Raw genomic sequence first — 12,917 nt, forward strand, 5'->3', positions numbered from 1 at the left:
TCACAGGCCGAAGACTCGGCAACTAAAAGCTAACCCAAAGAAAGGTAAAGCGTGCACCATGGAAAGAGATCTTCAGTGGCGATCCCCTGCACCATGCACGCAGGTGGACGGCCTTCTGGTGACGTAACGGGCAGAGAACTGCCCGGACCGGAAAAACGATCAAGCTGGTCGGTTTGACTCGAATGCCGTTCCTGAAGCGGGCCTTCCGCAACCTTTCGGCGCGCCGCGGTGTTCCATAGGCGCAGGGCGGAGAATTGGCATCGGAGATCCACGGAACGGCACGTGGGATCCGACCTCAGGGAACACCGCGGAAAACGCCTTCCGGGTGACCTGACGGGCCATGAGCTGATCGGATGGATTCCGGCCACATTCAACGGGGCGCAGTGAGGAAATCGCGCGGCGGCTCCGCGGAAAAACACGGCCCCCCGGAGGCCAGGTGCCGTCCAGGGGGCCGGGAGATCGTGCCGGGGATCAGACCGGCTGATGGCTCGCCAGGGAGCTCTCGACGTCGTAGCTGTGGAGCCAGTCCTGCCGGTCCGGCGCGGGAGTGCCCATCGCCGCGTCGCGCTCGCGCTGTGCATCGCCGTCCGGCAGATGGAACGCCGTGCTGTTGCCCCGGGAACGCTCCTGCACCAGCGTGGTCCGCGGCCTGCGCAGCGACTCGTAGCGCTGCAGCGCATCGGGGAACTCCCCCGGCGCGGCGTCGCGCAGACAGGCCGCCAGGGCCACCGCGTCCTCGATGGCCTGGTTGGCGCCCTGGCCCATGAACGGCAGCATCGGATGCGCCGAGTCGCCCAGCAGCGTGACGCGGCCGGTGCTCCACCGCTCGATCGGATCGCGGTCGTGCAGCGCCCACAGGCTCACCTGGTCCGCCGCGCCGATGAGCGAAGTGACGTCCTCGCACCACCCCTCGTACGCCGCGGCCACATCCGCCACCCGGCCCCGGCGCGACCACGACTCGCCCTCGGAACCGCTGGTGGGCACCGTCGCCACGAAGTTGACCAGCCTCCCGCCCGACACCGGATAGCACACGCAATGCCGCCCCGGCCCCAGCCACAGCTGCACCCGCGGCTCCGCCACCAGGGCGGGGACGCGCCGGCTGTCGACCAGCCCGCGGTAGACGGACTGACCGGAGAACCGCGGCCGGTCGGCCACCAGGGCCTGACGCAGCACGGAATGGATGCCGTCCGCGCCGACGACGGCGTCCGCCACCGCCTCGGAGCCGTCCGCGAACCGCAGCACGACCTCGTCCGCGCCCTCCTCGGCCACCGTGCACCGGGCGTTCAGCCGCACCATGCCCGGCGGCAGCGCCTCCACCAGCGCGCGGTGCAGATCGGCGCGGTGCAGCGCGTAGTACGGGGCGCCGTACCGCTTCTCGCAGTACTCCCCCAGGAGCCCACGGCTGATGACCGAACTGTCCGCCCAGCGGCGGAACTCCATGGCCTCGGGCGTCACCGCCGACGACCGCAGCGCCGGCTCCAGCCCCAGACGGTGCAGCAGTCTGGTGGCGCTCGGCGCCAGCTGCAGCCCCGCTCCCACCTCCCCCAACCGGGGCGCCTGCTCATACACCCGGCACTCCAGCCCGGCCCGGTGCAACGCGAGCGCGAGCGTCAGACCCGCCAGCCCTCCTCCGACCACAGCGATGCGTGGCGGCGTGTCCTTCCCCATCGGCCCCTCCTCTACAGGCGCGGTGCCCCTTCGGGCACGGTCATCCGCAGAACACCGAAGAGCGCAACTCGGTTGCGTTCTCAGGGAAATTGGCCTCTGCCGGCCGGCGAAGTACCGCTGTAGCCGTCAACTTCTTCGCCATTCGGCGCCGGAGCCCCGAGGATGTTGCTCAGGACGCCGCCGGGCCATAAGAATCTGTCTCCGGCGGGAACGTACACGGGCTGAAGCCGGAGCGCTCCAAAAGTCTTTCGCCCGGCCTGGTTCGGCCCGTTACCCAAGAGTTCATCATTCTCCGGGTCTTTATCAATCCGCAGTTCCGACTGACGGTTCCCGTATCACCCGTGCTTACGGAGGGTCCTGTGCCCCTACTACCCCTGAGCGGAAAATCGCTGCGCCTTACCCGGCTTTCCAGGCCCGGCGACGGAAAATTTCTCATCGTACCCATGGACCATTCCGTGGCCGACGGCCCCATTGCCGACGCCGCGGGGTTCAGCCGGATCGTCGGTGAGGTGGTGACCGCCGGTGCCGACGCCATCGTCGTGCACAAGGGGCGCGCCCGCACCATCGAACCGGGCCTGCTGAACGGCGCCGCCCTGATCGTCCACCTCAGCGCCAGTACTCCGCACGCACCCGACGGCGACGCCAAGGTCCTCGTCGGCGGTGTCGAGGAAGCCGTACGCGCCGGGGCGGACGCGGTCAGCGTGCATATCAACATCGGCTCGGACACCGAGAAGCGCCAGCTCGCCGACCTCGGCGCGATCGCGGCGGGCTGCGACCGCTGGGGGATGCCGCTGCTGGCGATGATGTACGCACGCGGGCCGCGCATCCAGGACCCCCGCGACCCCGCGCTCCTCGCGCATGTGGTGAGCATCGCCGTCGACCTCGGCGCCGACCTGGTGAAGACCGTCGCCGCGGGCTCGGCGGAGGACATGGCGGGCATCGTCGCCAAGACCCCGGTCCCGGTCGTCGTGGCCGGCGGCTCGGGCGACGGCCGTGGCCTCACCGACTTCGCGCACTTCGCGATGGACGCCGGCTGCCGCGGACTCGCGGTCGGCCGCCGCGTGTTCCACAGTCCCGACCCGGCGGAGGCGGTCCGCACGCTGGCCGCCGCCGTCCACGAACCACGACCGGAAACCGCCCCGAATTCAAGCTCCCTACCCGAACTGGCAGGTGCGATGTGAAGTTTGCCTGGATTGACATTCGTTCCGTTTCCGCCGAGCAGCGTGTGGCGCTGGTCGAGGCGGCCGTGCACGCCCGGATCGACGGCATCGTCGACGACGGACCGGAGATCCTGGCCACCCTCCCCCCGACCGTGCGCAAGGTACTGGTCGCCAAGGGGCCCGGCGACGGGGCCGCCGCGGGCTGGGACGGCTACGACGTACTGCTCACCGACGTCACGGACAACGCCGGCCTCTCTGTGCTGCAGGGCCGGGCGCTGGAGGGCCAGGACTCCGTCGCCGCCCACGTACCGGTCGACGACGACGCCACGCTCACCCTGGCGTGCTCGGCCGCACGGGCCCTGCCCTACACCGCGGTCACCTTCAAGGACCCCACCAAGATCCCGCTGGAGATCGTGATCGCCGCGGCCGACAAGGCCCCCGGCCAGCTGATCTGCCGGGCGGACTCCCTGGAGGAAGCCAAGATCATCCTCGATGTGCTGGAGAAGGGCTCGGAGGGCATCCTCCTCGCGCCCACCTCCGTCGCCGAGGTGCTGGAGCTCGCCGAGCTCCTCCAGACCGACACCCCGCCGCTCCAGCTGACCGAGCTGACGGTGGAGTCCATCGAGCACAGCGGGCTCGGCGACCGGGTGTGCGTCGACACCTGCAGCTATCTGCACAAGGACGAGGGCATCCTGGTCGGCTCGTACTCCCACGGGTTCATCCTGTGCTCCAGCGAGACGCATCCGCTGCCCTACATGCCGACCCGGCCGTTCCGCGTCAACGCCGGTGCCCTCCAGTCGTACGTGCTCGGCACCGACAACCGCACCAACTACCTGAGCGAACTCGGCGCCGGCGACACCGTCCTGGCCGTCAGCACCACCGGGCGCACCCGCCGCGTCGTGGTCGGCCGCGTCAAGCTCGAATCGCGCCCGCTGCTGACGATCAAGACCCGCGCCGACGACGGCACCCTGGTGAGCCTCGCCGTCCAGGACGACTGGCACGTACGGGTCCTCGGCCCCGGGGACGCGGTGCGCAACGTCACCGAGCTCAAGAAGGGCGAGAAGCTCATGGGCTACCTCGCGACCGACCAGCGCCATGTCGGCTGGCCGGTAGGCGAGTTCTGCGTCGAGAAGTAGGCCGGCGCGCCGGCTCGGGCGCCCACTGTACGGGCCGTCTCCCAGGGCCCGTACGGGGGCGCCCGGGCCGGCCGCGCGCGAAGTGGAGGGAAGTCGCACCATGGATGAACTCGCCTATCAGCCGGCCGCCCGCCTGGCCGGGATGATCCGCCGCCGTGAACTGTCCCCGGTCGAACTGGTCCAGGCCTGTCTCGACCGCATCGAACGCCGCAACCCCGCCGTCAACGCCTTCGTCACCGTCTGCGCCGACGAGGCCCTGGACGCCGCCCGGCGTGCGGAGCGCGAGGTGCTCACCGGCGCCCCGCTGCCGCCGCTGCACGGTCTGCCCATCGGTATCAAGGACCTCGACCCGGTGGCGGGCATCCGCACCACCCAGGCGTCGTACGCCTTCCAGGACACGGTGCCCGAGGCGAACGGCGTGAGCGCCGAACGGCTCCAGCAGGCCGGGGCCATCGTCATCGGCAAGACCAACACCCCGGAGTTCGGCCACAAGGCCATCACCGACAACTTCCTGTTCGGGCCCACCAGCACGCCCTTCGACCTGGCCGCCAACGCGGGCGGGTCCTCCGGCGGCGCCGCCGCGGCCGTCGCCGAAGGCCTGGTCCCCATCGCCCAGGGGTCCGACGCGGGCGGCTCGCTGCGCGTCCCGGGCTCCCTGTGCGGGGTGTTCGCCCTGATGGGCACCTTCGGACGGGTGCCCACCGTGGTGCGGCCCAATGCGTTCGGCCTGCTCAACCCCATGGTCTGCTACGGCCCGGTCACCCGCACCGTCGAGGACGGGGTGCTGATGTTCGAGGTGATGGCCGGCCCGCACCCCCGGGACCCCTACTCCCTGCCCGCCGCGCCCGAGCGCCTCGCGGACGCGCTGCGGCGCCCGCTGACCGGTCTGCGCGTCGCCTACTCCCCCGACCTCGGCGGCTTCCCCGTCGAACCCGATGTGGCCGCGGTCGTACGGGAATCGCTGGGGGCGCTCATCGACGACGGTGCCGAGGTCGTCGAGGTGGACATCAAACTGCCGCGTCCCCACCAGGAGTTCACCGCGCTGTGGCGGCGCATGCAGGCCGTCCGCCAGGTCGAGTTCCTCACCCGTATGCGGCGCGCCGGCGTGGACGTCCTCGCCCACCGCGACCGCATCGCGCCCACCTACCTGGAACTCCTGGAGATGGGCGGGCGTCCCTCGGCCGTCGACTACCGCCTCGAGGACGTCCTGCGCAGCGAACTCCTCGACTCGCTGGAGGACGTGTTCGACGAGTACGACCTCATCGTGAGCCCGGTGACGTCGGTGGCACGGATACCCAACGCCGCCGACCGCACCACCGTGGGCCCCTCCGAGGTCGCGGGTCAGAGCGTCAATCCGCTGGTCGGCTGGTGCCTGACGGGTCTGTACAACTTCATCGGCAGCCCCGCCGCCACGGTCCCCGCCGGCTTCACCCCGGCCGGGCTCCCGGTCGGCCTCCAGGTCGCCGCCCGGCGCTTCGACGAGCCGCAGGTCGTCGCCGCCTGCGCCGCCATGGAACGCCGCCGCCCCTGGCACGAGGGCTACGAGCGCCTGGAGCTGCGGCGCGAGCGGGAAGGCTGAGTCACGGTGTCCCTCACTTCCCGTCGGGACACCGACTGGTGGGGCGCCGGGCTGCTGGAGAACCGGCCGCCCGACGCCCCTTGGGCGATCGCCCGCAGCACGGTGACCTACGGCCAACTGCGCGCCCAGGTCACGTCGTTACGTCACACCCTCAGGTCGTACGGCATCGGGGCGGGCCACACCGTCGCCCTGCAAGGTGCCCGCAGCTTCACGCAGATGTGGGCGCTGCTCGCGCTGTGGTCGTGCGGCGCCCAGGTGATGCTGATGGGACCCGGTCTGCGCGGCCGGGAGCTGGGCACCCTCCTGGACCGCTGCCGGCCGCAGTACCACCTCTCCTTCGACGCCCCCGGGTGGGCGGCCGGGACCTTCCACGACGAGTGCGAGGTACTGGTCCGCCGGCTGGTCGGCGGCCGCCCGGCCGAAACCCCGTACTGCCTGGTCCAGTTCACCTCCGGCAGCACCGGCATCGCCAAGGCGATCGGCCGCACGCCCGAGTCCCTCGCCACGGAACTCGGGCGCTTCCGTGCGATCGGCGGGATGCCCCACGACGGTGAGAAGGCACTGCTGCTCGCGCCGCCGGAACACTCCTTCGGGCTCATCGGCGGGCTGCTGCATGCCATGAACACCGGCGCGGTCACGGTCTTCGCCCGGGACACCGGTCCCCGGGCGGTGCTCGAGGCCTGCCGGGCGCACGACGTCGACGCCGTTCTCGGTGCGCCGGGGCACTTCGCGGCCCTGGCGCACCACGACGGGGCGCCGCCGCCGCTGCCTCGGCTGCGCGCGGTGATCTCCGCCGGTGACGTGCTGGAGCGGCAGGTCCCCACGCGCTTCGCCGAGCGCTTCGGGGTGCGGATCGGCCAGGCGTACGGGACGACCGAGACCGGCATCATCGCCGTCGACGCGGCCGGGGCGCACGGGCCGGGAACGGTCGGGGTGCCGGCGCCCGGCGTCCGTGTCCGGCTGGTCTCCGGGGAACTGCAGGTACGGCTGCCCGGCTCGCCGTATCTCTCGCCGGAGGAGCCTCCGGCGCGTTTCCTCGCGGACGGCGGGCGTGACCCGGGCGGCTGGCTGTGCACCCGTGACCTGGTCGAGGTCGATCCGGTGGGCGGGGCGTTGCGGCTGCTGGGCCGGCTCGACCCGCTGGCCGACCGGCGCGGCCTGACCGCCGGCGCCACCCAGCGGCAGGTCGCCGACCGGGCCGTCGTCCGGCACCTCGGCCGCGACGGCTCCCTCGCCATCTGACTCAGACAACGCATCCCGGGCCGCCTTTCGGCCCGGGATGCAACCGTTCCCGATCCGGCGGTGTTTCCCTTTTGCATTCCACTGAACCGGACGCTCCGCGTCGCACCGACTCTCTTTCCGCACTCACCCGAGCTGGAGGCCCCATGACCGAGGCAACGATGACCGAGGGAAAGGAAGACGACCCGCAGCGTCCCCGAAGCGTCCTGCACGTCCCGGCCGGGGAAGGCCCGACCGTCTGGGTCGACGGCGACACGTACACCATCAAGGCGAGTCATGAGAACACCGGCGGCCGCCTGGCCTTCATGGAGGCCTCCGTGCCGCCCGGCTGCGGCCCGGCCGCCCATGTGCACCGGGCGGAGGACGAGGCGTACTACCTGCTCTCCGGTGAGCTCGAAATCCTCGACTCGGGCCGTACGTTCACCGCTCACCAGGGTGACTTCGTCTTCATACCCCGCGGAGTGACCCACCGGTTCAAGAACACCGGCCTGCACGTGGCCAAGATGGTCTTCCTGTTCACCCCCGCCGGATTCGACAAGTTCTTCCTCGAAGCCGGCGACCCCGCCCAGGCGGGCGTACAGCCCCAGCCGTGGCCCCCGGAGCGCTTCCCCGGCATCGCGGAGATAGGCGCGCGCCACGGCTGGGAGCCAGGTGAAGAACCCGCCGGCTGACCCCGGCCCGCCACCGGTCCGAGCGCCTTCCGGCCCGAGGGCCGCACACGGACCACACACCCCACCGGCCGCGCGCACACGCGAGGAGCGCACGGCACGGAACGCATTGACAGCACGGAAGGTAACGATGGAAGAGACCGCGGCGGCACACCCGCCGGATGTCGACAACGCCCCGCGCGCCGAGGCGCCCTCCGAGGGAAACAAGCAGGACGAGAAGGGCCTGCTGCCCATCGGCTCGACGTTGTCCCTGGGCGCCGTCATCGCCCTCCTCAGTACCACCATCGTGTCGGTGGGCATGGGGCGCCTCGCCGAGGTGTTCACGGTGCCCCTGTCCACCGTGCAGTGGGTGAGCACCGCCTATCTGCTGGCCATCGCCGTCGCCATCCCGATCGCCGGCTGGGCGATGGACCGCTTCGGTGAGAAGACCCTCTGGCAGGCGTCCCTCGTCGTCTATCTCATCGGCTGTGTCCTGGCTGCCGTCGCCACCAGCGTCGGCTCGCTGATCGGCGCCCGCGTCGTCCAGGGCATCGGCGGGGCCATGTTCGAGCCGATCATGCTCACGATGCTGGCCCGTGCGGCCGGACCGAAGCGCGCCACCACCGTGCTGAGCATGGTCCAGATCCCCATCACGCTCGCCCCCGTCTTCGGCCCCATGGTCGGCGGTGTGCTGATGGACAACCTCGACTGGCGCTGGCTGTTCTGGTTCAACGTCCCGCTCGGCCTGCTGTGCGCGGTGCTGGCCCAGCGCATCCTGCCCACCGACCCGCCCCGCGAGGAGCGGGGCGTCTCCCGGCTCGATGTGACCGGCCTGGCCCTCCTGCCCGCCGCCCTCGCGGGACTGCTGCTCGGCTTCTCCCAGCTCGCCACCGGCGGTGGCATCGGCGCCCCGGTCGTCCTGGTCTCGTTCGGCGTCGGTGCGGTCCTGTTGATCGCCTATGTGGTGCACGCGCTCCGTATGCGGGGCGTGCCGCTCATCGATGTGCGGCTGTTCGCCACCGGCCGGTTCACCGCCGCCGCCCTGGGCTCGTTCCTGTTCGGTGCCTCGGTCTACGGAATGATGTTCCTGCTGCCGCTCTTCTTCCAGCAGGGCGGCGGGTTCGACGCCTGGACCTCGGGTCTGCTGCTCGCGCCGCAGGGCGTCGGCACGGTCCTGATCCTGCCCGCCGTGGGGCGTCTCGTCGCCCGGTTCGGCCCCCGCGCCGTGGTACTCGCCGGCATGGCCCTCGCGGCGATCAGCACCGTCGCCTATACCCAGTTCGACCCCGCCGATGACACCGCGCTGCTCGTCGTCGCGCTCCTGGTACGAGGCGTCGGTCTGGGCACGACGCTCGCTCCGGCACTGTCCACCGGCTTCACCAGCATCCCTCCGGAGAACACCGGCCGGGCCAGCAGCGCCCTGATCGCCTCCATCCAGCTGGGCGGCTCGGTCGGCACGGCGCTGCTCGCCGTCGTCGTACAGCAGCAGCTCACCGACCGTCTGGGCCCGAACGGGTCCGCCGCATCGGTCGCCTCCTCACCCCATCTGGTCGGGCCGATCACCGAGGCGTTCGGCGCGGCGTTCTGGTGGACGCTGGGCCTCTGCGTGGTCGGCGCGATAGTCGCTCTCTTCCTGCCGTCCGCCGAGCGCGGCGGCACTCCGGCGGAAACCTGATCCGCCCCGGCGCGCGGCACCGCCGCCGCCCCACGAACCCCCGCCCAACACATCGCACCACCGAGAAATCGATATACCTGTGAGAGGAAGCACAACGTGACAGACACCCTCAACGGCAAGGTCGCCCTGGTCACCGGGGCATCCCGTGGCATCGGGGCGGCGATCGCGCAGCGCCTGGCGGCCGACGGCGCCGCCGTGGCACTGACCTACTCCCACTCCAAGGACCGCGCGGAGGAGGTCGTCGCCGGCATCCGCTCCACGGGCGGGCGCGCCCACGCCATCCAGGCCGACAGCGCCAAGGACGAGGACATCGCCGCGGCCGTCGACGAGACGGTACGGGCGCTGGGCAGTTTGGACATCCTGGTGAACAACGCCGGGGGCGGCACCTTCGGTCCCGTGCAGGATCTGCCCCTCGACGCCATCGACACGATGATCAACGTCAACATCCGTGGCGTGGTCGTCGGGATCCGGGAGGCGCTCCGGCATCTCCCGGACGGGGGCCGCATCATCACGATCGGCAGCATCAACGCCGACCGCATCCCCTTCCCCGGTGGTTCCGTCTACGGCATGACCAAGGCGGCGGTGGCGGGGCTGACCCGCGGTCTTTCCCGGGAGCTGGGCCCGCGCGGTATCACCGTCAACAACGTCCAGCCCGGCCCGACCGACACGGATGCCAACCCGGCGGACGGTCCCATGTCCAGCAGCATGCTCAGCTGGATGGCCCTGGACCGGTTCGGCAGGTCCGATGAAGTAGCGGCGATGGTCTCCTACCTCGCCGGCCCCGAGTCCGCCTTCGTCACCGGCGCGAGCCTGGACATCGACGGCGGCTTCGGCGCCTGAGCCCTCGCGCCGCGGTCCCGCTGCCGTCCCACCCGGGGCAACCAGCTCCGGGTGGGACGGCAGCACCGGGACGGCGCCACCGGCACGGCATCACCGGGACGTCATCGCGGTGCTGCGCGGTCCCTTACGGAAGGCGCACCGACTGACCGTGGTTGAAGTGGTTGCCCGGGTCGTACTTCGCCTTGACCTGCTGCATGCGGGAATAGTTCTTCCCGAAATACAGGGTGTGCCACGGCACTCCGGACGTGTTGTGCTGCGGGGCGTTGAGATCGATGTCGGCGTAGTTGATGTAGCAGCCGTCGGTGGTGTCGTCGAGGACCGGCACGCCGCCCGTCTTCTGGTAGACGTCCTCGTAGAAGGCCCGCAGCCACGCGATGTTCACGGCGTCGTCGGCCGGGTCGTTCCAGTACGTCTGGTAGAGCAGCTTGAAACGTGAATCACGGTGCACGCTCGCGGTGTCTCCCGGCTTCACGCTGTTCACCGCGCAGCCGAACGAACTGAACTGCACCATGGCGCGCGGGTTTTGGAGATCGGTATGAGCAAGGTGCTCATACATGGCGTCGATCTGGGTGTCGGTCACATCCCGCTTGTTGTAGGCCGACTTGTAATCCGCGCGCAGTGTCGGGTCGACCAGGAAGGTCGTGGTGGTGCCGAAGAACCGCGTGGCCTGCAGCCACGGAAGCCGCTGCGGTTTGTGGTACTGCGGCATCGGCTTGTGCTCGCCCATCGAGTTGGTGACGGGTCGGTGTTCGATTTCGACGCCCTCGGTAACGGCGGCGATATAGGCCTCCAGCAGCTTCTCCGCATTCGGAGTGGTGGCATCCATCTGGGACACCAGGCCTATCTGACCGTTCGACCTGTGATTGAGCAGAAGCGAACTCATCAGCCCGCTGTAGGCGCTGCCCGGTTCGGAGTTCTCGTCCGCCGTGTGCCAGGCCGAGTAATTCCGGGTGAGGCGGACGAAGGCTTCCTTCGTCACGTCCTCCCAGGGCCAGGCGATGGCGCTGACCAGCACCTCGCTCGGCGGCTTGATGAGCGCCTGCTCCGGCCGGCGGCCGGTGGCCTTCGGGGAGCGGAACCAATACCGGGTGATGACGCCGAAGTTGCCGCCGCCGGCCCCGGTGTGGGCCCACCACAGTTCCCGGTTGGGGTCGGACTCCTCGCGGGTGGCGACCACCGTACGGGCGACGCCCCGGGCGTCGACCACCACGACCTCGACCGCATAGAGGTGGTCGATGACCAGGCCGTCCCGGCGGGCGAGCATGCCCCACCCGCCACCGCTGACATGGCCGCCCACGCCCACCGAGTAACACATTCCGCCCGGGATGGTGACGCCCCACACCTTGTACAGGCGCTCATAGACATCGAGCAGCGTCGCGCCCGCCTCCACCGCGAATGCGGAGAACTTGTCGTCGTAGTAGACCGAGGTCATCTCCGACATGTCGAGCACGATCTGGGTGTCGGCGTTGAAGACGAAGTTTTCATAGCAGTGCCCGCCGCCGCGGACCGTCAGTTTCTTACCTGCCCGGACCGCCTCTTGCACCACGGCCTGAACCTGCTGAGTGGAATCGACCATCCGTACGGATTCAGGCCTTCCGACCCAGCGCTGGTTCATGCCGCGCACCAGGTCTCCGTAACGCGGATCGGCCGCCCTGATCGTCGTCGCGGAAAACTCGGCGGTAGGAGCGGTCTCGGGCGTCCGCCCCGTGGGCCCCCCGCCCCGTACCTGACCCTCGTGTTCGTTCGTCATAACTGTTGTCGAGCCCTTCCTGAGTGAATTGCCCCGGACCTACTCGATCCCCGCGAGCCGGGAATCGTTGTGCCGTCCGCAAAGCAGCAGCGGACGATGGACGCGAACGCCATCAGGGCCGAAGGTGCGACCGCCGCGATCACATGCCGTGCCGCAGACAGAGAAAGCGCACGGAGCGCCAATGAACAGATCTCCCCCCGGATCCTGGACTCCCCGACACTCGGCAAGGGGACTCAATTCCCCTGCCCCAAAAGGGAGTCACCGCGATAATGAAACGCGAGCCACAGGATTTCAAGCCAAACAGGGATATCCCTACACAGTGTTTGCCATCCCGACAAGAGGCTGTGACAGGACTGGCGCAAAACACCGCCCGCCCGCCGAAATCGGAGTACCGCCCTCCGGGTCACCGATGCCCAACGCCCCGGCCGGACACCGCATTCCGGCCGGCCGGCGCGAGCCGAGCGACGGGTCAGGCATCGTGGAGCATCGGCGCCCGACGGCGGAGGATCGCGCAGCGACCGCAGGTCACGGCACGGATCCCGCCTCCGGCCGGACACGCCGAGCACCGGTGGGCCGCATCGCGCGACGGGCGGACAGGGGGGAACTACGACGCTTCTCAAGGGAGTTGCAGTCCTGACCGGCGTCCGTCCCGCCACCCGGGACGTGCGGCGCGATCACCGATTCGGCCGGGAAGGCACCCCGTGCGGCCACCGATGGGCGACGGCACGCCGTCGGCACTGCCGCCGGCCCCGGCCCCGGCCCCGCCACCGTTCGCCGCTCACCGCGGCCGGCGCTACGGCTTCGCGTCCGGGCCGTCAGGCGCCGCCCGGTCGAGTTCCGCGGCCCAGCGTTCGGACCATCGGTGCAGGCCCCGAAGTTCATCGCAGGCACCCTTGCCGAGAGGCGTCAGGCGGTAGCCGTCCTGGGCGTCACGCTCCACGAGGAGGGTTTCCTGCAGTTCGGTGAGGCGCTGTTGAAGCACGCTGGACGACATTCCGTCGCACCGCTGTTGTAGCGGCCGGAAACCAAGGGTTTGATCCCGCAGTTCCCACAGGATCCGCAAGGCCCACCGCCGCCCGAACAGGTCGAGGGCCGCCATGAGAGGGCGGCCCGTGGAGGATCCGCGGACCGGCCGCCGAGGTGCGGGTGCTGCCGTCATCGTGCCTGCCGTTCTTCTCCGCAGGGGATTGCGCTTCGCTTTCCGAAACGCCACCTTCCCCCTC

Annotated in this window: 10 protein-coding genes; 7 read left to right on the forward strand and 3 right to left on the reverse strand. The window is 70.3% G+C overall.

Annotation, left to right across the window (positions count from 1 at the left end):
- Positions 1-471: 471 nt before the first annotated feature.
- A complete protein-coding gene (locus ACIGWZ_RS18170; protein WP_400065707.1) occupies positions 472-1,668 on the reverse strand; it encodes an FAD-dependent monooxygenase in 1,197 nt (398 codons plus the stop codon).
- 374 nt (positions 1,669-2,042) lie between these two features.
- On the opposite strand from ACIGWZ_RS18170, the gene ACIGWZ_RS18175 reads away from it, so the two are divergent.
- The 7 genes from ACIGWZ_RS18175 to ACIGWZ_RS18205 all read left to right on the forward strand — a co-directional run bounded on the left by ACIGWZ_RS18175 (position 2,043) and on the right by ACIGWZ_RS18205 (position 9,944).
- Positions 2,043-2,849: a 2-amino-3,7-dideoxy-D-threo-hept-6-ulosonate synthase gene (locus ACIGWZ_RS18175; protein WP_400066450.1), complete on the forward strand. Its 807-nt coding sequence runs from the start codon at positions 2,043-2,045 to the stop codon at positions 2,847-2,849.
- Positions 2,846-3,964 carry a 3-dehydroquinate synthase II family protein gene (locus ACIGWZ_RS18180; protein WP_400065709.1) on the forward strand — a complete coding sequence of 373 codons (1,119 nt, stop codon included), beginning with the start codon at positions 2,846-2,848 and terminating at the stop codon, positions 3,962-3,964. Before ACIGWZ_RS18175 ends, ACIGWZ_RS18180 begins: the two co-directional genes overlap by 4 nt.
- Before the next feature lie 100 nt (positions 3,965-4,064).
- On the forward strand, positions 4,065-5,543 hold the full coding sequence (locus ACIGWZ_RS18185) for an amidase (protein WP_400065711.1): 1,479 nt from the start codon (positions 4,065-4,067) through the stop codon (positions 5,541-5,543).
- A gap of 6 nt (positions 5,544-5,549) precedes the next feature.
- The gene (locus ACIGWZ_RS18190) at positions 5,550-6,785 is read left to right on the forward strand and encodes a class I adenylate-forming enzyme family protein (RefSeq protein ID WP_400065713.1); all 1,236 of its coding nucleotides are present in this window, start codon (positions 5,550-5,552) and stop codon (positions 6,783-6,785) included.
- Between the two features lie 143 nt (positions 6,786-6,928).
- Positions 6,929-7,453, forward strand: coding sequence for a cupin domain-containing protein (locus ACIGWZ_RS18195; RefSeq protein ID WP_400065715.1), 525 nt, complete (start codon positions 6,929-6,931; stop codon positions 7,451-7,453).
- A 127-nt stretch (positions 7,454-7,580) separates the two neighbouring features.
- Positions 7,581-9,104 (forward strand): MDR family MFS transporter, encoded by a 1,524-nt coding sequence (locus ACIGWZ_RS18200; protein ID WP_400065717.1) that lies wholly within the window; start codon positions 7,581-7,583, stop codon positions 9,102-9,104.
- Between the two features lie 96 nt (positions 9,105-9,200).
- A complete protein-coding gene (locus tag ACIGWZ_RS18205) occupies positions 9,201-9,944 on the forward strand; it encodes an SDR family oxidoreductase (RefSeq protein WP_400065719.1) in 744 nt (247 codons plus the stop codon).
- Between the two features lie 124 nt (positions 9,945-10,068).
- Here ACIGWZ_RS18205 and ACIGWZ_RS18210 read toward each other — a convergent pair whose 3' ends face one another.
- Together ACIGWZ_RS18210 and ACIGWZ_RS18215 are read right to left on the reverse strand one after the other, a co-directional pair.
- Positions 10,069-11,520 carry an FAD-binding oxidoreductase gene (locus ACIGWZ_RS18210; protein WP_400065721.1) on the reverse strand — a complete coding sequence of 484 codons (1,452 nt, stop codon included), beginning with the start codon at positions 11,518-11,520 and terminating at the stop codon, positions 10,069-10,071.
- A gap of 967 nt (positions 11,521-12,487) precedes the next feature.
- Positions 12,488-12,793, reverse strand: coding sequence for a winged helix-turn-helix transcriptional regulator (locus ACIGWZ_RS18215; protein ID WP_400065723.1), 306 nt, complete (start codon positions 12,791-12,793; stop codon positions 12,488-12,490).
- Positions 12,794-12,917: the final 124 nt, after the last annotated feature.

Origin of the sequence: Streptomyces sp. NPDC053427 (assembly GCF_044544985.1) — a bacterium.
In the GTDB taxonomy this organism is placed as follows: Bacteria; Actinomycetota; Actinomycetes; order Streptomycetales; family Streptomycetaceae; genus Streptomyces.